This is a genomic window from Mesorhizobium sp., from assembly GCF_004962925.1.
Classification (GTDB): domain Bacteria; phylum Pseudomonadota; class Alphaproteobacteria; order Rhizobiales; family Rhizobiaceae; genus Mesorhizobium.
This window is the reverse complement of the sequence record NZ_SUEO01000107.1, coordinates 273-20,412: the sequence shown is the minus strand read 5'-3', so window position 1 is coordinate 20,412 and position 20,140 is coordinate 273. Positions and strand designations below refer to the sequence as shown.

Here is a 20,140-nt window from a genome sequence, read left to right as displayed (position 1 = left end):
GTGCCGGGGGGCGGCCGACGATCGCAGATTGCCTGTGCGTTCTTATCGGCGCAGGTCGATAATTTTGAAATCCGCTTCCAAACCGTCCCCTTCGGCCGAGACAGCGAATGGGCTCACCACAACCTGGGATCGATCGTATAGGTCGACAAACAGCCGTTTTGCTGCCTCGAGGTCAGGCACAGAAAGCTCCTCATCGTTAACCTCAACCGCCCAGTCGCCATAAGGCGTGCACCAAGTTTGTCCTACTTGGATCCCGCCAAGCGTGGTGTCCACGAAGTAGTGGCCGCTATCGTTGACCCACAGCTGAAGAGCCATCCCGTCATCCTCCCAAAAATCAAGCAATCGCCCGCTCGGCTACTCCAGCACCTTCCTCGGCGCGAATATGAGGATATCATCTTCGGGACCGCATCTATGCCTCAATGCTCGTCGACCGGCTCATAGTTCTCAGGAAGCCAACGGATCGCCTCCGCAGTGATGGGGACGAACCCATGCGCGAGCATGCAATTCTCCCAAGTCTCGTTGTCCATCGTGTTACCATGCGCCTCAATGCACTGCGCCCCGGCAACCTTCGCCTGCACCGTCCAGTCCTTCCGCGTCAACTCGTGCCACTTCGACCAAATCTCCTCCTTGTGTTGGCCAGCCCATTCGAACCCTTTGCCCACAAAGATTAAGGCCCCGAAACATATGCCGACGACCAAGGCGATCTTTCCCAGTTGAATAAAGGCACGCGCCAGCCTGACCACGATCTCCATAACCACCGCCGGCACCAGTCCCCGCAGCCATGCCGCCCAGTCTCGGCGCCAGCTCAAAATAATCGCCGCCAGCACCACAGCCGGTATCACCGCCGCCGGCTCTGCCTGAACCGCTAGCACGACTGCTAGGAACCCAGACAACAGCGCCAAAAGCCCGAAAATGGCGTACGCCATCGCCCTGCCAACGCGGTCGCTCATGCGCTCAGTCAACTCAATCAATCTTCGCGTCCGGCGCATTATGTCCTCCATAGGTGCACCTTTTAGCATGGTGCCACTACCAAACGTGCTGTCAGCGTTGATTATCTGTTTCAGCTCGGCGGCCGGTCACAATGTCAGCTATTGCCTCGGCGGCTAATTTCCTTTTCCTAAGCGAGAACGGATAGGGGGGTCTCACTTGATGGAGATCATGGTCGGCCATGAACCGGCATCTCTACAGGACACGTTAATACCGCCAAAGGGCCCCACTTGATCATGCCCATGATGCGGGCGTTGTGTGCCGCAATCCGCGCTCCGGTCATATCATAGCCGGATGCACATCACCCTCAAAACGGACACACCGCATACAGAGACGTGCCTCGGCCTCGCTCGGCACCGTGGTCACCCAACCGCAGTACCGGCATGGGTAAGGTATGATACTGGGGCTCTTCGCGCTGGCGGTCGGCGTCGGTTTGTCGTCCATCATGTCGGCCCCTCAAAATCCTTCTGCAATTCGGATAGGTAGCTTCAGATCGATCAGCCGAGCCTGCAGGAGGGATAGTGTGAGTTGGTCACTTGCATCGACCCATCTGCTATCGTCGTTGGCGACATCACCATCGCGGAATATCAGATGGGGTTCATCGCTCCCGCACCTGAGCTTTGGGCCGAGATCCAGCCGTTTAAGCAGGCGGTAGGCCTTGGCGCACGGGCCGGTCTCGAGATCGAAGCGGGTTTCCCAGAACCACCCGCCAACCGGATCGTCATAGGCCTCTGGGCCGACCCCGTGCTTTTCCCAGATAGTGTGGATTTCCGGTTCGGTGGCATATGCAATGCCTTCGTTGGTGAAGAATTCGCGCCAGGTCGGCGGCGGCGGGCAGAAGTCCCAAGGGCCGATTGTGAGAAGGTAGCCCTGCTCCCCACCGTCATACCAGTACATGGTCTCGGCCACCTCCACAGGTGGGGCGAGCAGAGGCTGCCCAGTCCTGCGAATGAAAGATTGTGCATCCTTTGCGAATGCCGTCGTGAGCAGGCCACCCGCCCCGATCAGAAAACCTCGCCTCGTCAGCACGAAAATGCCCTCCATCGTTTCGCACGCATCTGGAGGGGCTGACGACCTACTGTTGCTCAGGGCCACATCGTCTTCACCACCGTTGCCGGTCAAGGCTGGTTGGCGGGGCCGAAGCCCTCTCTGGATGCAGAGAGCAGGTTAGCAGTGCGATTGCAGTTCGGCAAGGTGTTCTCCTCATGGTTGAAGGTTTGGGATTCTGAAATCGAGCAGATCAGAGGGGCCCCACATTCGTCCCCGCTCCCGCCTTCGGATCAACCACCCCGGGGTGCGGCCCGCGTAGTCGTCGGTGCAGGAGCAGGCAGAAATTGCTACAGCGGAAAACGCTACGACAGGCGAGCGTACAGCAGCGTCGTCAGCACGCTTGTCCAGCCGGGTCGCCAACGTTCACCTTGGCCGCAGCGTGGTCACGTTGGTTTCCTTTCGACATCGAGCCGCCAGTTGCTCGCGTAGTGCGCCAACAGCGACTTGAACCTGTGCTGCGGCATATAGACCACGACGCGACCGTCCTTTGTCGCCGTGCTACGACCGGCGGCGCTTTCGAACGCAGCGCGCGGCACGATGTAGATCGACTCGCTGTTGTCGCCGTCGATCATGACGACGGCCAGCCAATCGAAATCGTGTTCGCCAAGATGGTAACGGATATAGGCTCCTTCCCACTGGCGACGCGTGCCCTTGACTGAGATGCGCTGCGGCGCTCGGTCTGACGGTTGCGCGATGAGATCATAGCCGGGCCACGTGTCGGGTAGCTTCATCGTCGGCATGCCATTCAACGTCATCTTAGCGACGACGAGCATTTCGCAGGCGTCGCCGAACTGCTTGGTTGTGGTCGCCTTCATCGTTCCTCCCTCTCGGATCACGCGCTTCACCGCCATTGCCGCCGTGCTGCTTTTGCAGCCGCTCTGCATGAGTGTTCTGATGTCCTGAAATCATCTGTAGTATGTAAACACGGCTACCAGCGCGAGCCGAGCGGTGTCCGCGATGCGGGCTCGCCACCTTTTATCGTCTCATCGTGCGGCTCAGCAGCGACTGGCTCGAGCGCATTGGACTTCAAGCGATTGATGATGTCCGTCACCTGAACAGCTGTCCACGTTCCGCCGCGTGCCGAAGCGATGCCGCGCGCATTGAGTGCCACCGCGATCTGCCTCAGGGATTTGACCCCGCTCGCTTGGATATCGCGGATGATCGGGAGGACATTGGCTGCGAAGGCGTCGGCCTGTGCCATGCGAACCTCCATCGATTTTTGCTGCGCTTCGGCAAGCTTCGGGCCGCCAAGTTTGACACCACGCTCTTTGGCAGCGGCAAGTGCGGCACGCGTGCGTTCAGAGATCATAGCTCTCTCACGCTCGGCGACAGCCGCGAAAAGATGCAGCACGAAGGGATCGACGGTCGGCCCAAGCTCGGCGACAACGAACGGCACGCGCCTTGCCATCAACCCGGAAATAAAGGCGACATCACGGGAAAGCCGGTCAAGCTTGGCGACGACAATTGAACACCCGGCCTTTTTCGCGGCAGCAAGCGCCTTGGCTAGCTGCGGACGACGCGACAGGGCGTCGGCACCCTTGCCGGTTTCGACTTCGAGAAACTCAGCGGTGATGTCGAACCCTTCGGCTTCGGCAAAACGGGCGATGGCCTGACGTTGCGCCTCAAGGCCTAGGCCGCTTCTGCTCTGGCCGTTGGTCGACACGCGAAGATAGGAAATGACGGGGTTCATGAGCGATCCTGCGCTGTGAAAGGACTGTATACGCTCGTATGCAAACTTTACAAGATCGTCAGAGGGTCGGAACGAAAGGTTGGCACTGGGTTCAGCGGGCAGTGCTTTGACCCTGCCAAGAGTGTCCTGAGGACGCCAAGCGCAACGACGCCATCCTCGACATGCTCCGAAGCGGACAGATCTGGAGTCGGATCACAGCGGCGACAGCCTGCTCACGCTCGACACTCGCGAAGCTGGCGAAGCGGTTGCATGCCCCAACAGCCGCTGCCGCCTGAAATGCCACTGACTTAGTCGAACGCGAGCCTCGGGTAGCGTCGGGGAGGGCGACAAGACGCGGCTACTTCATCCTATCCATGAGGAGCGAGATGGCGGCACCGATGAGATTGAACGCATTGATAGTCGTGACAAGTACAACCGCTATGAAAGCAAGAAAGGCAGTTGTGCCGACGATCCAAACGCAGCCTTCATTGCCAAGCCCACATGGTTCTTGGATCACCAGCGCCAGATAGGTCAGATAGGCAAACGCGGGTGGAATGATCGTCCAGAGAAGCAAACGAACTATTTCAGGCATGCCACCCCACATTAGTTGCGCGCCCGGAGGGACGCGCCATCATCGAACTTCATTCGACAAACATTATCACAGTCGGGGCGGGCGTGCTGGCAGGCCCAAAGATGTGGAAAGCTAACTGTTAACGGGCCGAGATCTCGGCGATGTGCCGATTGCCGCAGGGCGAACCGTAGTCTGTGGAGCGGCGCTAGGCCCGGCCCCGAGCGGCCTCTATGGCCGCGTGAGGTGCCTTTGCGGGGCGTTCTCGACGATGTCCAAGTCGACGTTAAGTCGAACCTGACTTCACCCGTCTGGCCGCCTTGGCCTGTCGGATGGCGTCGATGATCCGGACCGCATCCTCCGGTTCCGCCTTCTCCGGTTTGGTGGCGGGCTTGTCGTTACCCTGCTGCGGCGCCGACGCCTTCGGCTTGAACCGCTCCTCCCACTCCTGCAGCGACATTTGCCGGACCGCGCCGGGATCGCGCATCGGACGGCGGACTGTGGTCTCGATTTCGGCCTTGTCAGTAATCAAGCCGAGCAATTTCGCCTTGCCTAGGCTCGCGGCAGTGGCCGCCGAATATTGCCTTGCCGCCATCGCGCCAGCGCGGGCGGCTTCCAATTCCTGGCAGATAGTCTCGACCGTCACATCTAGCCGCCGCACCTGCCGCGCCTGCAATTCGGCGATACGGGCCGAAACCTCAGGCTTTCTCAGGAGCTTTGAGCCTTCGACTTCGGCAGCGTGGTCACGCGCCCGAAACCCCGCCTCGACATAAGCCGCCTTGCCGCTCAGGCCCTTGGCGAGGGCTTGCGCAAACCGTTCGTGACGTGGGTTTCTAAGCATCGGCATAGCCAAGAGTACCGCAAGGCGGTGCGCCTTGCCAACAGACGCGCCCGCTTGGCACTTTTCGGGCCGACCCACCATCGGGGTCAACGCTAAACCCTTATGTTGACCTGCCCCACACCCAGCGGGCCAAGCCGACCGCGCCTAGGACGGCGAGCGTGGCGAGGATGGTCCCAACGGTCCAGAGTATCCCGGCGATGGCTGTGCCAGCCCAATCGAACGGCTTCCAAGTCGTTTCGAACTTCATGGTGCCTTTTCGCACCTGGGCGAGTTCATATGGAGACACAAAGAAGTCGCGGTCCGAGCAAAGTCCGTTGACGTTGATGTTGCCGACCCCGTTCATGCGCCGGTTAAGCTCGTCTTCGCTCTGACGCGCAGCGCATTCGTAAGTGAGGCGTGACTGAAATTGTTCAAACCGGGCGTTGTCATACCGTTTGAAGACGGCCCACGCATGCCACGCGGCGGCGGCAAGTCCGACAACAAGCGAAAGCCGCAACCCTCTCTTGAACCAAGACAATACGAAGATCGAGCGCATTGAACCTCCCTACCCGGTCCGTCGATATTGAGCCACGAGCAATCACGGCTGTCGAGCCGGGTATCAGACAACTGTCATGCGTGCCCGGCCTCGCGGCCTAGGTTCTCGCGCACCCGGCTGCCGACGGCCATGCCGATGTCGACGGCCAGCTGTTTGGCATCGCCGACTGGCACACCGCAGGCGAGCAGAGCGCCGGTCAGCATTATCACGTAGTTGCGCCTGATGCCCTCGAACGAGCCGTCGGGACCGAAGACCGGCATGGGCGGTATTGATTTCAATGCCCGTCTGATCGCTTCGACATGCTGGTCGTACAGGGCCAGAAGCTCTTCATGGGTCGTCTTTCCGTTCATCGGCGGTACTACCAACGTGACCATGCGCAGGTTGCCGGGTCTTGGCGGTTTGCGCCATTGCGCCATTGGTGCGCCACTGGGAAATACAATTGGCGCACCTCAATGCGCCATTGAATTTCCTTAGGGCACCTTCATCAATGGCGCACCCAGTTCTGCGCCAATGGTGCGCCATTAAATTTTGCTAATGGCGCAGGGCCAGAGCGCACTTCAAGTGACCTTTCCTGGTCGTTTCATGTCGTCGACGTGGAGCCCTTCGCGGTCCTTTCGAGCGACCGGACTATGGTACGTTTCCTTGAGGAGCAGGCCTTCCTTGACCCAGATGGCGACGATCTCGCGGCATTGTTTTTCTGTCTTCTTCGCTGCGTGCTTCTGGACCACTTTCCAGGCGGCGCGGGTGGTTGCGGCACCCGCATCGGAGTAGCGCTCGCCGTCTGGCATGCCGGCGTCTATATCGGTGAGTATTCGGTTCACCAGATCGTCGGTGAGCCCTTCCCAAGTTCCGGGCGCGGCCCACGGCTCGACGGTCTGCACATAATCGCCGGCGGGATAGAGGTCGTTGCCGTTGCCGAGCGCGACACTGGTCAGCTTGAACCACTTCGCAGCGGTGGCGGGCGGTGTGATGTTCACCTTGCCGCTGTCCATCCTGACATAGAGGCGCCGGTCGGCAAGGGGGACGCCGAATCTCTCGGCCTCGTCCTCGCTCATTGTCGTGAGCGTGTAGACGAGGCGTCCGCCGTCCTTGATGGCGCTAGCGCCGCGTCCCCGGTCGGCATTGCCGGGAGTGGCGCCGCCCTTTGCGGTGTGGTGCGGCACATCAACAGCGATATTCATTTCGATGGCGAGGTTGGCGAGCAACTCGATCACTTGGTCCATCTGGTTGTTGTCGTTTTCGCTTAGGCCGTGCGTCTTCACGAACGGGTCCAGGCAGACGACGTCGATGTTGCGGCGTTGGATCGTTTGTTTCAGTGTGGCGGCCAGGCTGGCGATTGTGGGCCGCCCTTTGGTGTCGAGGGTCATCAGCTTGCCTGCCTTGCCGCCCGGCGCGGCGAGGAAAAGCCAGCCCTTGACGTCTGCTTCGGAAATGTCGTGGTGGAACATCGCTGCCTTGACCCGACGGCGCAGTTCGTCCTTATCATCTTCGAGCGAGATCAGGAGAACGCGGCAGCGCTGGAACACATGCTCCCCTGTCAGATTGCGTCCCGTGGCCAGCGCGAGCGCCTGGGCGACGCGCAGCGCGGTCTTGCCGGTTCCGCCGTCCGCGATCAGCGAACTTACGAAGCGGCGACAGAAGACATTGCCGAGCAACCACTGTCGAGGTGGTATCGGGTCGTCGTCGTCACCCGCGTCCCATTCACCGAGATCGGTTGGCGGTTCCTTTCCCGTCGCCAACACCTTCGACAATTTCAGGATTTCCGGATTGATCTCGTCATTCATGTGCGGCCGCCCCTTTTTGCAAGGTGCGTTTTCGCAACAGACGTCACAATCCGGTCGATATCCGCGATCGGCAGCGGCGGGACACATCGCGCGGCATTGACGCTGAGAAGCAGGTCGCGGATCAGGATCAGGTTCACGCCGTGGAAAAGCAGCTTTCCGGCAATGCTGGTCAGCGTGTTGTCGCGACAGCCATCAGGAATTGGCTCTGTCAGCGCCCTATGCCACTCTTCCAGCGTCTTGCCCTTGCCGTCGCCTTCTGGATTCCCAGCGACCTCATAAAGCCATTCCGGCGCGTCCGCGAAGGCGTCAGCGCTGTCCACCGACCATGCATATGCCCTGCCGGAAGGATGCGTGCTGGGCGGGGCCAGCACGTAGCCACCATCGGCACGCACGTCGATTCCGGTACCTATCCTTCCGGCGCTGTTGCGCAAGGTATGCTCGCCAAGCCGGAAATAGAGGTGCCTGCCGCGCCCGGTGATAGCCTCGACCGTCGGCGGCAGCGGTGCGTGCGCGGCCTCCAGGCCACGCAGGCTGGCTTCACCGTCCTCGTTGTCGATGTCCAGCACCCAAAAGCCGGAAGGCGTGCCGGTCGGAATGCCGATATTCAATTCCGGTACCGATCCCCACCAGCTTTCGATAACGGCGCGGTCTGTCGTCGCATCGTGCAGGCCGCGGCCTGTGGCGGGTTCCTTCCCTCGTGGCTGGCAGGGGAACACCGGCGTGCCACGTGTTGCATACGCCAGGGCCGCACGGTGGAGATGCGCGGACATCAATTCGTCCTTTGTATTGCTGTTAGGAAATCGGCGGCGGGGTGGTGGCCGCCGCCGATTTTAGATCGCTACCAAGGAATTTCGTCGTTCAATTCCTTGACCGGTACGGCAGCCATGGGCGGTTCGATGCGAATGGCTTCCGTTACCTTGCCGCCGAACTGAACCATCGTAGGAAAGAGGGTGATGCGGACACCCGTCCAGTCGTCGGTATTGGTCTTGCCGGCGATACGGGCGATGGTCATGGCGTTGGTCTTATTGCAGACCAGGCCCTTGTCGCCGCCTTCCTTGAAGTAGGCGATCGGCTTTTTCACCTTTCCGCCATTGTCCTCGAATTCCTCGATAACGACGGCCTTGATTGTCATAGTGACTTTCTTGCCTTTCAGGTCGGCGGCGGAAAGATACTTGCTCGGGTACAGTTCATTGAGATCAGTCATCGTTCCCTTTCCTTAAGTTGGCAGCTACAGCCGTGCCTTTCCCGGAGCACGGCATTCCGGTTCCGCGAAAGCGCCGCGGTGCGCCTTGCCCACGATCGGGCGAAGGTGGATGATTTCCTGCGGGGGCATGCATGACCTTCACGCCGCGCCTCCCGTCCGCTTGTTGAAGTACCGGCAAGCTGGCGTGAACCCCGGTACCGGCTTGCCGCTGCGACCGGTGATCAACCGGAATTTCTTGCAGCTCGGCTTCTTCTGGTTTTCGAATTGGCGCCAGAAATCGCATTCGGAGCAGGTCGCACCGACAGGGCCGGTTCCGGCAAAATGAGCCATACCGGGGACTGTACGTGCAAGCTTGTCGCGCGATACGGTTGAGGCATCCGTGAGCTCTGACTGGCGGCCAAAATCTGTCATGCCTCCGTTGCCCATGGATCAGCACTCCTCGTTTCACGCGGATAGAAGTGAGGTCCGCCCCGGTGGCTGGCATCGAAGCGCAGCCATACAGTGTCCTGTGTGCTCTGATCACGCGTGCCCGGAATCCACTGGAGACGTGGGACGCAGACGATATGGCTGCAGCGGTCGACCAACGTCGCCGAACGTGCGGCGTGAGCGAAACGGGCAGGCGCCAGGGTCCACAGGGGGCGGAGCGCAATGAGGTGCTTGACCAGTTGCGGGAAGACGGGCCAGGACCACGGCAGATTGGTCAGGAAGATCGTCGCGTCACCAAGGTCGGCCTCGCCGAGGTCGAGCGCGTTGCGTGCGGCGATGTCGTTGCGGTGCGGGTCAATGTCGAAGGCGGCGACGCAGCAATGCCCATGTTGGGCCAGCAGATCGATCAGGGCGCCATTGCCGGCGGCCGGCTCGACATAGCGCCTCTGGGGCTCCAAGAATGGCAGCAACGGCGGCAGCGCGCGAGGTGGGGTCACGTAGAAGTCGGAGGGGATGCAATCGAAATTCGGATTAAGCCGGCCCATGACTGGATCTCCGCGTCAGCGTGACCGCGCCCCGTGCGCGTCGGCGCTGTCGGTATGATTATCGTCGCCAACGGGCTTGAACTTCGCGCGCGGCAAGGCGTGCATGTAGCGGTCGAGATCGTCATAGAAGAGGATCGTGCGCGCGCCGTTCTTGTAGGCGGGCAGCAGGCCAGTGCGCATGTCCTTGTAGAGCTGCGCGCGGCTTTGGCCGGTGTAATCTACGGCACCGGGGACATCAGTCGCGAGACGGGGGCGTGAAGCCACGGAGGCCAGCGGGAACTCGCCGGCAACATTGGGAAAGGTCATGACGCTGCCTCATTTGCAAACTGAGCCAGCCGTCAAAGTAGACGCAAACAAACACCGATGCACAAGGTATTGCTCCCGGCTAAATCCCCGGGATTTAGCCGGAATATTGACTTTTCAATTTACCAACACATTGATATTATTAATTAATTTCGCTCGCCAGAATTTCAAAGCCTCCGCGCGAGTGATGGCTGGTTTTTCTGACCTGACCTGTGCGAACGCATGTGCCCTATAGCCCTTAATCCATTGGTCCCAGTCAACGTCGGCCATTTCTGACTGCAGGTTGTTCCGGACTGCGCGATAACAGGTGTCTATGATCTTGTCGGGTAAGTTTCGCGCCTTGGCGACCTCCGCAACTGCTTTCTTCAGTGCGCCGTGCTCCAACGCCTCGTAGATCTGTGGTTTCCCGAGGGCCTCATGGACGTCGCGCGCAATTCTGACGCGCTCGGCACCCTCGATCACTGGTTCCTTACGCCGCGACGGCGATCCCGGACGTCTGCCCCGGAAGGCAGCCACAGGAACGCCGAGATAGGCTTCGGCCGCCGTGGTCAAGCCAACACTACGGGCGGCATCGACAATTGCCTTCCGAAGCGCCTGCCTTCTCTCCTGCTCATATTCCCGTGCCAACGTCGGGATGGCAGGGATCGGCACCCAACGCCGACCCCGGCATAGCTTCTCGCCGTCCGCCGCCGCGCGTTTTGACCTGAACCACACCTTAACCCCGATCGTTGACGCATCCGAAGGCTCGCCGACCGGACGGGGAATGATGAAAAAACGTTGGCCTTCCCTCAATTCGTCCTCCCGGCAGTTTGCTTTCCGGCTGGCAGCGGCACGATATTGTGGTCGTCGTCGCCTGCCGCTAACGGGCGCGGGGAACCTCGGAGATGCAATCCGAGGCTTCGGCTGGCCGGCCTATCCCCGCGAAGGAAGCATGCGGCCAGCAGGCCGCGTGGTCAACTGCGCTGGTCGAGCGAACGCAGCGGCACGACCTTTGGGGACAGTCTCGTCCGCGATCAGCGGAATCACGGCGCTCGCCGAAAGATCGTCGAGCATGTCGACGATGGCGGAGGCATAGTGGCGCTCGATCATGGCGGTGCTCGTGTCGTGAAGGGCGGCGACCAAGCGCACCGGAAGGCCTGCCCGGAGTTGCCGGACAATCGAGGAATGTCGCAAAGCGTAGGGCACCACGTCGGACGGAAGCCCGGCGCGGGTCACGATCTCAAGCCATGGGCGCGTTAGCTCAGTCGCGGCACCCCACGGGCCACGCGTGCTCCGCACCCATCGCGGCGGTTGTGTTTCCGTTCTTTTCGCCTGGACATGGCGCCAGCGTTCGAGCAACGGCTCGCCCTGCCGCCTACCTGAGATGGCTGGACGCAACAGCTCGATGACGTCGGCTCCGACACGGACTCCGACGTGTGTCGTTTTCTTGATCCCTCTGCCTTTCCGGCTTGTGGGCACCATGAGCCTGCCCTGCGCTGCCTGGACATCGCTCACGGTCATGCGCGCGATCTGCGAGAAGCGCGCTCCGGTGGCGGACAGCACCACGACCACGCGCAACAGATCGCCGTTCCAGCCTTGTTCGGTATCGACTGTTCTGGATGCTTCAATGATCCGGCGGATGTCTGCGTCAGGGAGTGCAGCTTGGTCGCGGGCAAGCGGCGGTGCTGCTTCCCCAGCCGATAGACCGTTCTTGATGATGATAGCCATGTCCGGAGGAAGGCGCGAGCGATGTTTGACGGCAGCAGCGTTGAGAGCAGCTTTGAAGTCATTGACGATGCGGCGAATTGTGGACACGGAGAGGTTCGCCGAGCGGCGATCGCGCCACTGGGCGAGATCCGCTTCCTTCAAGGTGTGTAGCGCCGTGTCCGCAAAGGCATCGGACAGGACGTGCCTTGAAAGCCTGAGCCGTGCGTCTCCCCGCAGCCTACCCTTGCCCTGTAGTGCACGCTCTCGCGCCTCCTGCATTTCAATGTAGATCTCGATCGCCGAGCGCACACTCGGTGCCGGGCCGTCCACACGCGCGCGATCATCGGCGTGCCAGGATGCGACCTTCGCAACGGCAGCAGTCTTCGCCTGCTCGAAGTCGTAGACGTTGACGCCATTGGCCTCCAGCAAATCATCGGCGATGCCGATCTGTTCCACACGATAGCGTTTCTTGCCGAGGGACTCGACGACCTGCCAGACGCCGCCACGCTGTTTTCTCTGGTAGCCGATGGCGACGGTAGGACCGAGAGATCGACAGTAGGGCTTCTTCCGCGGCTTGAGCTGCTTGCGCGCGTTGCGTGTGGTGATTGGGGCATCGACCCTGGTGCGTGCCATCCGGCCTTTCCTCGCTGTATGTGTGGTCCCGAAATTGGTCCCGAAATACACCCGTGGCCGCACGAAAACAACATAGGACGGGTGACGGGCGGTAATGCAGAATTTGCAAGGATTCTCGGAACATACGTGAACATGCATGGACGAGAATAAGATCGATGGTATCCATAAGGTTGCCCTCTCACGGCGGGAACAGGGGTTCGATTCCCCTTGGGCGTACCAAGACAATCAGAACATACGGCAGACCCCGTCGCCTTCAGTTGAAGGCGAGGCTTCCGGCGCGACCCTGGTGCGGGGCAAGCCATCTGGTCAGTTGCTGCTGCAAGGCGAAGGCCCCAAGTCCGGACAGAAGGCCGATGGCGACCGCTGCGATTGTTACGACAGGCTGCGAGACGGCGAGGTCCGGACTCGGCAGCAGCCACTCCGGCACGATCCTGTGGAACAGGTAGATGTGGTAGCTAGCGGCGGCGATCGGCAAGGCCATCTGCGCCAGTCTGGCCGGCAATGCGATACGCCGGGCGTGGACGAGGACGAGAACGGCGCCGAACACCGAGGCGAATTTCACCCAGGATCCGAGCCAATTGCCCCCCGTCCAGGCGAGCGCCGGGCACAACAGAGCCGCGACCACGACCATTGTCAGCCGCTTCTGCCAGGAGGTGGCAAAGTGCACGCACCAGCCAAGGGCGGTGAGGTAGAAGACGTCGGGCAAGGTGAATATCTGCGGGCCGCCGATACTCCATAGAAGCGGAATGAGGAACTTGGCCGCTGTCGCGGCCGCAAGCAGGATCATTCCAAAGCCGAACGGAGTCCCGTTGGCAAAGGCGCGCAGTCTCGGGATCCCGAACATGGCGGCCCAGACAAGCATGATCTGAACGTAGGCTTCCACGAACCAGTAGAGATACGGCATCATGTGCGGTGGCTGGACGAAGCCAAGATTGCCAATCAGCAAGAAAGACGGCCACAGGATTTCGCCTTGGACAAGCGAAAACCCCGCCACGATCGGCAGGTAAGATACGAGCACAAGTGCCAGCGGGCGCAACACACCGGCAACGTCGCCGGCAAACAACCTCTGGCGCTGGAAACGAGCCAGGCTGTATCCCACCAGCATGACAAGGATCGCGGCGCCACCGGGGATAGGCCAGAACGAGGCGTGATGGACGACGACCATCAAAGTGGCGACGGCGCGCAGGACAAGTTGGCTGTCGGTCGACAGATGCTTGCCAGCCTGCTGCCCGGCACGGCAGAGCTCGGCAATACGCATGGTTTCCCAACCTGGCGGAGCGCTGCCGAGTTCGCGTTCCAGGGCAAGCGACAGCTGAACGTAGAGCAGGGAGTCGCCACCCAGGCTTTCGAACGTGTCGTCGACGCCGACATGTCTCGGATAGAAGGCGCTTGCAAAGGCCGCGAGCACGCCGGCGCGGTGCGGCGGGCGCAAGGACCGAAGGCGAGCACGTACCGAAGCGTAGTCGACCTTGCCCGAAGCGAGGCGCGGCAGGGATTGCGCTCGTTCGACCTCGAGATGCGGTCGCGGCAAGCCGGTTGCCGCCATCAAGACCGGCAGCACCCGTTCATCTCCGTGTTGGGACGTCACCAGCGCCAGGATGCGATCATCGTCACCCACGATGGCGGCCGCGATTCCGGCCTCGTCGAGCGCGGCCTCGATCGCTTCGTGGCTCAGGCGCAGGCCCGCAATCTTCGACATTCGCTTCAGCCGGCCGATCACCGTGAAGAAGCCGTTTTTATCCCTCGTAGCGATATCGCCAGTGCGTAGCTCAGCGATCCCGGCCCCCTTTGCGAGATCGGAACGTTGGCTGGCGTAGCCCATCATTACGTTCGGTCCGCTGTAGACGAGTTCTCCGGGTTCACCTGGTTGCCCTATTGGATTGCCAGCGTCATCCACCAGCCGCAGCGAGCCGCCCGGGATCGCGATGCCGATCGAGCCGACATTGCCTTCCAACAGGTGCGGAGGGACATAAGCGATCCTGGCTGTCGCCTCAGTTTGTCCGTACATCATGAACAAGCGCTTTTGCCGCTCGGCGAGATGACGGTGAAACGTCGTGGCGAGATCCGGTGGCATGCGTCCTCCGGCCACCGTCATGAAACGCAGCGCGGGCAGTTCGTGCTGAAGAAAACCCGCCCGTTCCATCTGCTCGAACGAATAGGGGACGCCGCTGATGTTGGTGCAGCCGGCGTCGCGAACCTCTTGCGCGAAGCCTGCATCCGATGCGCCCCTGCGGGGGAGGTAGATACTCGCTCCCGTGATCAGGTGCGAGTTCAGGACCGAAAGACCGTAGGAGTAGTGGAACGGCAGGATGAGTGCCGCCCTGTCCCGCTCCTCGAGTTCGAGATAGCTGGCGATGGAGCTGGCGTTGGCTTGAACCGCGCTGGCGGACAATCTGACATATCGGCTCTTGCCGGTGCTGCCCGAAGTGCCGAGCAGCAGCGCCAGATCGGCATGCAGTTCGCCAGCTGGATTGGGGGACCCCATCATGCAGCGGAAGCGCCCGTCCACGGGCCGGCATACGCCGTCGGGCGAGAAATCCGCAACGAAGTCATCCAGCACCGACGGCTTGCAAGGGGGCAACAAGGCCACGGCATGGCCGCCGTGCAGAGCCGCCAGATAGGCGATGACCGCATGTTCGCTCGGTTCCGCGACGACGCCGACCAGGCGCTTTTCGCTTCCGAAGCTGGCGGCCTGCGCCACTAAGAACCGGGCAAGCTCCTGGTACGAGATGGGCTTGCGATCGGGGAAAATCAGCGCAGGACTGACGCCGAAGGTCTCAAACCGTTCCGTAAATATCAATTCCCAAATCCGCGTGCGAGCCGTCGGTCGCGCCCGAGGCGCGGTTTGGAAAGGCGCTACTACATTAGTTGATTGAAATCATCATATTTTATCGAGATTGGCCGATGGCAATTGCCGGCCGCTTCTGGCGCAACACGGCCGATTGATTTAGCATCACGTAATAAAAAGCCCTCGGGGTCGCAGTGTGGCAGGCATTCGGATATGGGCGAGGGGAGCAAATCCTAAACGGGCTGTCATTCGTGGCGTCCGGCAAAAACGGCAAATCCCTGGGAGAGGCCAAATGCAGAAACTGCAATCGCAGGGCGTCCATCACATCACGCTGGTCGGCGCCGGGCGTCAGACTTCGATCGATTTCTGGGAAGGCGTGCTTGGCATGCCTTTCATTTTCGAGCAGCCCAACCTCGACAAGGCCAGCGAAAGCCACCTCTATTTCGATCCGGGCGACGGCCGGCTGATCACCATCTTCACCGATGAGAGCCGCACGCCGGAGAAACGGCGCACGCCGACCGATCCGGGCTGCGTCCATCACATCGCCTTTGCGGTGTCGCGCGTCACCTTCCTGCAGGCGGTCGCCCGGCTCGACGAGCGCGCCATCAAGCATAGCGGCGTCAAGGATCGCGGCTTTATGGATTCGATCTATTTCGAGGATCCGCTCGGCCTGCTGATCGAGCTCGCCTCCTACCGTTTCGAGCCGCCGGCGGGATTTACCCACGCCGACGTGCTGATGCAGGCGCAGAAGATCCGCGTCGCGCGCGGCGACTACGCAATCGCCGAAGTGCATCTCGCCGACGCGATCCAGGTGCTTGTCGAGCGCTCACGCGCCACCTTGTCGGACGATCGGGCGCCGAAGAATCCATACTGACGACAGCCAAACTGAGGGAGGAACACAATGGCAAAGACGACAACGAAGAGTGCGACGAAGCCGGCTGCCAAGGCCGCCACGAAACCAGCTGCCAAGGCCACGACAAAGCCTGCAGCCAAGGCGTCGAAAGCGTCAGCCAAGTCGGCAACAAAAGCCGCCGCAAAACCTGCAGGCAAGGCATCCGCGAAGTCCGCGCGGAAGGCCGTAGCGAAATCAGCGAAAAAACCCGCGCTGATGCTCAGCATGCTGAAGCCGAGCGTCAACAATATGAGCGTTCGGGTGTTTGCCCGCGCGGCCGGGCTCGTTCATTCCGAGACCGACGTATGGGGCCACACGCGCTCGCCCGAATACATGGCGCGAAACCCAGCCCATCTTACGCCGATGATCGAGGACAAGGGCTTGCCGCGAGGCGTCTTATGGGAAAGCTGCGCCATCATGCAGTATCTCGCCAACAAGCACGGGCTGGAGAAATTATATCCCAAGGCGCCGGCCAAGCGGGCAATGATTGACAGCGCCATGTTCTACCTGATCGGCACGCTCTACCCCTATGTGGCGCGCGCCACCTATCCTGCGCTGAATTTTCCGCAATATGCCGGCGAGGTCGGCCACAGCGACGCCCACCCCGACAGGAAATCGGAAGCCCAGAAGGCCGCGGCGGCCGCAATTGCCGAGCCGCTGGAGGTCTTTCACAGCTTCTTCAGGAACGGCAAGCCATTCATCGGCGGCAAGAACCCATCGATCGCCGACATCCGCCTGGCGGCGACGCTCGAATTCCTCGCCGTCATCGACTACGCGCTGCCCCAATGGGCAAAAGACTACATGGCGGCGATCGAGAAGAAGCTCGGCAAGGCCTACGCCGAGCCGGCCGGCGACGTGCGCGGCTATATCGCCTATGTGAAGTCGCAGGCCGAAGCGTGAGGCTTTCGCTCTAACGGTTGCTTCCAGGCCGACCTAAAACAGAGGTCGAAAGCCAGCCGCCTTTTACTGGACGTAAGAATGTTTGAAGCGTCGACGACGAAGCGACGGTTGACCTGGGGGCACCGGTCCTGATGATGAGGCCCGCGCGGGTGGCGTCCATGGAAGGGACTGTACATGACCCGCAAACTACCTTTATTCGCCGCGTTCGGTCTGGCGCTTGCTGCCCTGGCGGCGTGTGACCAAACTCAATCAGGAGGAACGCAGGCGACGACTGCTGGCCAATTGCCGCCACCTCCAGCCGACACGATGACGCCGGCACCCGCAACCCCGCCAGCTCAGACCGCCCCTGTTCAGTAGCGGATCGTCGTTTCAAAAAAATGGAACCCTCGCCCGAGGCGGGGGTTCACTTTCGGCATCGCCAGAGACCAACACTTTGTTGCGCTTGTCGTTCAGGGACCGAATATCACAAGCTCGGTAAACGTCAGATCTCCAAGCGAGGGTGGTTTGGGGCCCTTGAAATATTTCAGCCCGCTGTTGTGGCGGTACCGCCCGAACAGACCTGCAATCGGCTCCTTGGCGTCGACGATGCAAAGCAGGATGCCACTTCGTAAGAGAAAGCGCCCCACAGCACCGGCGCACCGGCTCAAATCCCCGAGGGAGCGGCAATAGATGACCTGATAGCACGGGACAAGACCGCGCAATATTCGGCGCGGCATCAATACGAAAGGAAACGCCACTCCGTCGCAAATGCAAATCAATGACAGGCAACCCAGCGCGGAGTGTTCCGAGAGTATGTATCTCTCACTGTCGGGCAGCATCGCCATTTCCGCAAGATCGGGACGAACCTCGAGCACGCGATATGACCGAGGCACCGAATTCAAAGCCGGCAAGAAGGCGAATTGTCCGGTGGAAAAGGGCCGAAAGCCGAGCGCCCAGTTAGCCTTTAATGTCGCGGGCGCCGGCGAAATATTTGTATAGGTCACGTCCCTTTGCTTGAGAATCGTCGTAACCAATTTGGCGCCATAGGGACGGGATTCCGCGTCGACGGACCAGCTTGAAAGGTTGCAGCGGACTTCGTCGCCTTCCTGCCCGCGATAACGGGTATAGAGGGTCAGCACAACGCCAACGATCCGACCAGCCTTCTCCAACGCCAAGCCGTATTGTGGGAACTCGGCGACGGCAGGCCGCTGCGACAAACGGGTCAGCGCCTGCATCCAGTAATTCCGGTCACGCTTCGGAAAGCCCCGGCACAAGCAGTCGACCACTCCTTCCCAATCAGCTTCGCGAATTGGTCGACAAAGAACGTCGGGAGGGAGGGCGCCAAGTACGGCCATAAATCGACTTCCAGAACACGATAGTTACTTCGATATGTCTCACGAGCCAACATGTTGGTGCACAACGATTAATAGTCCGTGCTGGTTTTAAAAACGACTTTCCGCATTCATCACGAAAACGCCGATCGGGTTGGCCAGGATGCGTCAGTGAGCAGCCCCCGCCAGCTAAGGATTTGTTAACCAAAGCCCTATCTACTGGTCGGCAATTCACCGCAACTCGTGACCACGGATGTACTGGCGCGCGCGAGGTGGAAGGAAAGGTCGGCCATGTGCCGGCCTTTTTGCTTTGTCGATGCCGCGATCGCCGCCGTGGAGCACTGCTTGCCACTGAGCTTTTCGCCGGCGCTCGCCCAAGGGATTGCGGGCAACGTCTTCACGCTGCAATTCGCCTCGCCCAAACAGTAACCGGGCGCCACCCCAAGCAAAAGGCTCGCTCGTTTCCGGGCGGCCGTTCAGCCACGCATAGCCGGGTGGCGCGATCCCAAGCGATCGGGCCGAATTCCGGTACGAGATCTCAGTGCTGCCCGCGCCTCGCATTGACATGGCGTGCTAATTCCGGCGTCTCGAAGACGTAGTCGCTCCAGGCCGATTCCGGAATTTGGCCGGCCAGATAGCATTCCAGCAAAAGACTTTGCTCAGGACTGAGAGGTCTCGGCGCGCGCTCATGATCCAGTCCAAGCGAGTGGAACAGATTTCTGGTCAGGCCCGAGACAGTGAAGTGAATCGACATGTGCGTGTCCTTTGACCGTTCCGCGCATGGCCCAAAAATCGGAAAGGACCCTGCGCCAAATCAGCGTCCTTTGTGCATCCAAAGGGACGCGCGGCGCTGCAGTGGCCATTTAACGCCGAAGACGGGACGAAGGTTTCAGTGCGAAGCTGCTGGTAACGCCGGATTGATCGGGGATTCACTGGATCGATCGAGGAGACCGAAACCTGCCAGTTAGGTCAAATTTTCGGTGGTGGCGCGGGTAGCCGGCGTTGTTTTTGGTTTCGTCTCAATCTTGAAACAAAAGTGCAATATTGGATTTACGAGAATACATGTAATACACTAGTATTAAAGTCTCTGGAAACCGCAATCTTGCTGGAATTAGGCAGCACTCATTTAGTGATACCTTATTCACAAACAAAGAATGTGGCTCCAGGTTCTCGGCGGAAACAATGGCAATGGTCGCTCCAATGACACGCTTCTGGTCTGACATGTTTCTTGTGCTGCTATTGGTGACGGCATTTACGCTCGGCACTTCCTCTTCATACGCGGATAGTTGCAGCGCGATCAAAAGCCAAATGCGTTCGGCCGAACGCGGCGGCGGGTCGAGCCCGCAGCTTGCGCAGTTTCGCCGGCAGCTTGCTGCGATCCAAAGGTTGGAGAAACAGCGCCAATGTTCGGCCAAAAGTTCGCTGGTCGGGTTCTTCTTCAACCCTTGCGCCGATCTTGTCAGGAGCAAGGCGGAGGTGCAGCGCCAGATCGCGGCCGCGTCGAATTCGGGCAGGAATACATCCGGCCTGCGGGCCAGATTCGCCGCCCTGGGCTGTGCGTCCATAGCCAAGGAACGGCGGAAAGAGCAGCCGCAGCAGGAGCAAAGGCAAGCGCAACAGCGTTCGGCACCGAAAACCCAGTCCGCTGACCTGAAGTATGCTGGCAGCCCGATGCTGTTTTGCGTGCGCCTGTCGGACGGATATTTCTTCCCCGCGCCAAAATCGCAGTTCGCCAAAAGAGACGATCTGAAGGAGACCGTCGATCAGTGCCGCTACATTTGCGACGATGCCGGTGTCGATCTCTATACGCTGGAGGACGCCAGCCTCGAGACCGAAGCGATGGTCGCTCTCGATACGCGAAAACCCTACACAGAGCTTGCGACCGCTTTCAGGTATCGCGACGACGCGAATTTCAAGGCGTGTAGCGTCAAGCGTTATTCCCGGCGGGTCGCCGAACTCAGGGCGCGGACGGTAACGCCCGCCAACATGGCCAACGCCATTATTCCGTTGCCGACGACA

Annotated in this window: 25 protein-coding genes and 1 riboswitch; of the genes, 4 read left to right on the top strand and 21 right to left on the bottom strand. The window is 60.5% G+C overall.

Annotated features, from left to right (window positions below; all coding sequences use genetic code 11):
* Positions 1-42: 42 nt before the first annotated feature.
* From E5W87_RS20515 to E5W87_RS20430, 18 genes are all read right to left on the bottom strand, one after another.
* A complete protein-coding gene (locus tag E5W87_RS20515; protein WP_292401453.1) occupies positions 43-315 on the bottom strand; it encodes a hypothetical protein in 273 nt (90 codons plus the stop codon).
* Positions 316-416: 101 nt separating this feature from the next.
* A complete protein-coding gene (locus E5W87_RS20510; RefSeq protein WP_292401451.1) occupies positions 417-971 on the bottom strand; it encodes a hypothetical protein in 555 nt (184 codons plus the stop codon).
* A gap of 472 nt (positions 972-1,443) precedes the next feature.
* On the bottom strand, positions 1,444-2,031 hold the full coding sequence (locus E5W87_RS20505; RefSeq protein ID WP_292401448.1) for a hypothetical protein: 588 nt from the start codon (positions 2,029-2,031) through the stop codon (positions 1,444-1,446).
* 23 nt (positions 2,032-2,054) lie between these two features.
* Positions 2,055-2,149: riboswitch (SAM-I-IV-variant riboswitch) on the bottom strand.
* A gap of 271 nt (positions 2,150-2,420) precedes the next feature.
* Complete coding sequence (locus tag E5W87_RS20500) at positions 2,421-2,852, bottom strand: hypothetical protein (RefSeq protein ID WP_292401445.1); 432 nt, start codon at positions 2,850-2,852, stop codon at positions 2,421-2,423.
* A 113-nt stretch (positions 2,853-2,965) separates the two neighbouring features.
* Positions 2,966-3,727: a recombinase family protein gene (locus E5W87_RS20495; protein ID WP_292401443.1), complete on the bottom strand. Its 762-nt coding sequence runs from the start codon at positions 3,725-3,727 to the stop codon at positions 2,966-2,968.
* A 337-nt stretch (positions 3,728-4,064) separates the two neighbouring features.
* The gene (locus E5W87_RS20490) at positions 4,065-4,298 is read right to left on the bottom strand and encodes a hypothetical protein (protein WP_292401441.1); all 234 of its coding nucleotides are present in this window, start codon (positions 4,296-4,298) and stop codon (positions 4,065-4,067) included.
* A 262-nt stretch (positions 4,299-4,560) separates the two neighbouring features.
* Positions 4,561-5,115, bottom strand: a complete 555-nt coding sequence (locus tag E5W87_RS20485) for a terminase small subunit (RefSeq protein ID WP_292401439.1) — start codon at positions 5,113-5,115, stop codon at positions 4,561-4,563.
* 100 nt (positions 5,116-5,215) lie between these two features.
* A complete protein-coding gene (locus tag E5W87_RS20480; protein ID WP_292401437.1) occupies positions 5,216-5,650 on the bottom strand; it encodes a hypothetical protein in 435 nt (144 codons plus the stop codon).
* Between the two features lie 74 nt (positions 5,651-5,724).
* Positions 5,725-6,066 carry a hypothetical protein gene (locus E5W87_RS20475; RefSeq protein WP_292401433.1) on the bottom strand — a complete coding sequence of 114 codons (342 nt, stop codon included), beginning with the start codon at positions 6,064-6,066 and terminating at the stop codon, positions 5,725-5,727.
* Positions 6,067-6,207: 141 nt separating this feature from the next.
* Positions 6,208-7,434, bottom strand: a complete 1,227-nt coding sequence (locus E5W87_RS20470) for an AAA family ATPase (protein WP_292401430.1) — start codon at positions 7,432-7,434, stop codon at positions 6,208-6,210.
* On the bottom strand, positions 7,431-8,204 hold the full coding sequence (locus tag E5W87_RS20465) for a bifunctional DNA primase/polymerase (protein WP_292401428.1): 774 nt from the start codon (positions 8,202-8,204) through the stop codon (positions 7,431-7,433). Before E5W87_RS20465 ends, E5W87_RS20470 begins: the two co-directional genes overlap by 4 nt.
* A 68-nt stretch (positions 8,205-8,272) precedes the next feature.
* Positions 8,273-8,638 (bottom strand): hypothetical protein, encoded by a 366-nt coding sequence (locus E5W87_RS20460; RefSeq protein WP_292401425.1) that lies wholly within the window; start codon positions 8,636-8,638, stop codon positions 8,273-8,275.
* 138 nt (positions 8,639-8,776) lie between these two features.
* Positions 8,777-9,064, bottom strand: coding sequence for a hypothetical protein (locus E5W87_RS20455; protein WP_292401421.1), 288 nt, complete (start codon positions 9,062-9,064; stop codon positions 8,777-8,779).
* Entirely contained in the window at positions 9,046-9,609 is a 564-nt protein-coding gene (locus E5W87_RS20450) for a hypothetical protein (protein WP_292401418.1), read from the bottom strand. Before E5W87_RS20450 ends, E5W87_RS20455 begins: the two co-directional genes overlap by 19 nt.
* A gap of 15 nt (positions 9,610-9,624) precedes the next feature.
* Entirely contained in the window at positions 9,625-9,915 is a 291-nt protein-coding gene (locus E5W87_RS20445) for a hypothetical protein (RefSeq protein ID WP_292401415.1), read from the bottom strand.
* A 114-nt stretch (positions 9,916-10,029) separates the two neighbouring features.
* On the bottom strand, positions 10,030-10,704 hold the full coding sequence (locus tag E5W87_RS20440) for a hypothetical protein (protein WP_292401414.1): 675 nt from the start codon (positions 10,702-10,704) through the stop codon (positions 10,030-10,032).
* A gap of 120 nt (positions 10,705-10,824) precedes the next feature.
* Positions 10,825-12,231 carry a tyrosine-type recombinase/integrase gene (locus E5W87_RS20435; RefSeq protein ID WP_292401411.1) on the bottom strand — a complete coding sequence of 469 codons (1,407 nt, stop codon included), beginning with the start codon at positions 12,229-12,231 and terminating at the stop codon, positions 10,825-10,827.
* A gap of 253 nt (positions 12,232-12,484) precedes the next feature.
* Positions 12,485-15,031 (bottom strand): AMP-binding protein, encoded by a 2,547-nt coding sequence (locus tag E5W87_RS20430; RefSeq protein ID WP_292401408.1) that lies wholly within the window; start codon positions 15,029-15,031, stop codon positions 12,485-12,487.
* Between the two features lie 280 nt (positions 15,032-15,311).
* Between E5W87_RS20430 and E5W87_RS20425 the strand changes: the two genes are divergently transcribed.
* Both E5W87_RS20425 and E5W87_RS20420 read left to right on the top strand, forming a co-directional pair.
* Positions 15,312-15,893, top strand: a complete 582-nt coding sequence (locus tag E5W87_RS20425) for a VOC family protein (protein WP_292401405.1) — start codon at positions 15,312-15,314, stop codon at positions 15,891-15,893.
* A gap of 27 nt (positions 15,894-15,920) precedes the next feature.
* Positions 15,921-16,811, top strand: a complete 891-nt coding sequence (locus tag E5W87_RS20420) for a glutathione S-transferase family protein (protein ID WP_292401401.1) — start codon at positions 15,921-15,923, stop codon at positions 16,809-16,811.
* Positions 16,812-17,260: 449 nt separating this feature from the next.
* Here E5W87_RS20420 and E5W87_RS20415 read toward each other — a convergent pair whose 3' ends face one another.
* A complete protein-coding gene (locus E5W87_RS20415) occupies positions 17,261-18,025 on the bottom strand; it encodes a hypothetical protein (RefSeq protein WP_292401398.1) in 765 nt (254 codons plus the stop codon).
* Between the two features lie 387 nt (positions 18,026-18,412).
* Here E5W87_RS20415 and E5W87_RS20410 point away from each other — a divergent pair, with 387 nt between their 5' ends.
* Positions 18,413-18,550 carry a hypothetical protein gene (locus tag E5W87_RS20410; RefSeq protein WP_292401456.1) on the top strand — a complete coding sequence of 46 codons (138 nt, stop codon included), beginning with the start codon at positions 18,413-18,415 and terminating at the stop codon, positions 18,548-18,550.
* A gap of 109 nt (positions 18,551-18,659) precedes the next feature.
* On the opposite strand, the gene E5W87_RS20405 is transcribed toward E5W87_RS20410, so the two are convergent.
* Together E5W87_RS20405 and E5W87_RS20400 are read right to left on the bottom strand one after the other, a co-directional pair.
* Positions 18,660-18,875: a hypothetical protein gene (locus E5W87_RS20405; protein ID WP_292401395.1), complete on the bottom strand. Its 216-nt coding sequence runs from the start codon at positions 18,873-18,875 to the stop codon at positions 18,660-18,662.
* A 265-nt stretch (positions 18,876-19,140) separates the two neighbouring features.
* Complete coding sequence (locus tag E5W87_RS20400; protein ID WP_292401392.1) at positions 19,141-19,686, bottom strand: hypothetical protein; 546 nt, start codon at positions 19,684-19,686, stop codon at positions 19,141-19,143.
* Positions 19,687-19,792: 106 nt separating this feature from the next.
* On the opposite strand from E5W87_RS20400, the gene E5W87_RS20395 reads away from it, so the two are divergent.
* Positions 19,793-20,140, top strand: a 348-nt coding sequence (locus tag E5W87_RS20395) for a DUF2865 domain-containing protein (RefSeq protein ID WP_292401389.1), incomplete at its 3' end; no start/stop codon positions are given.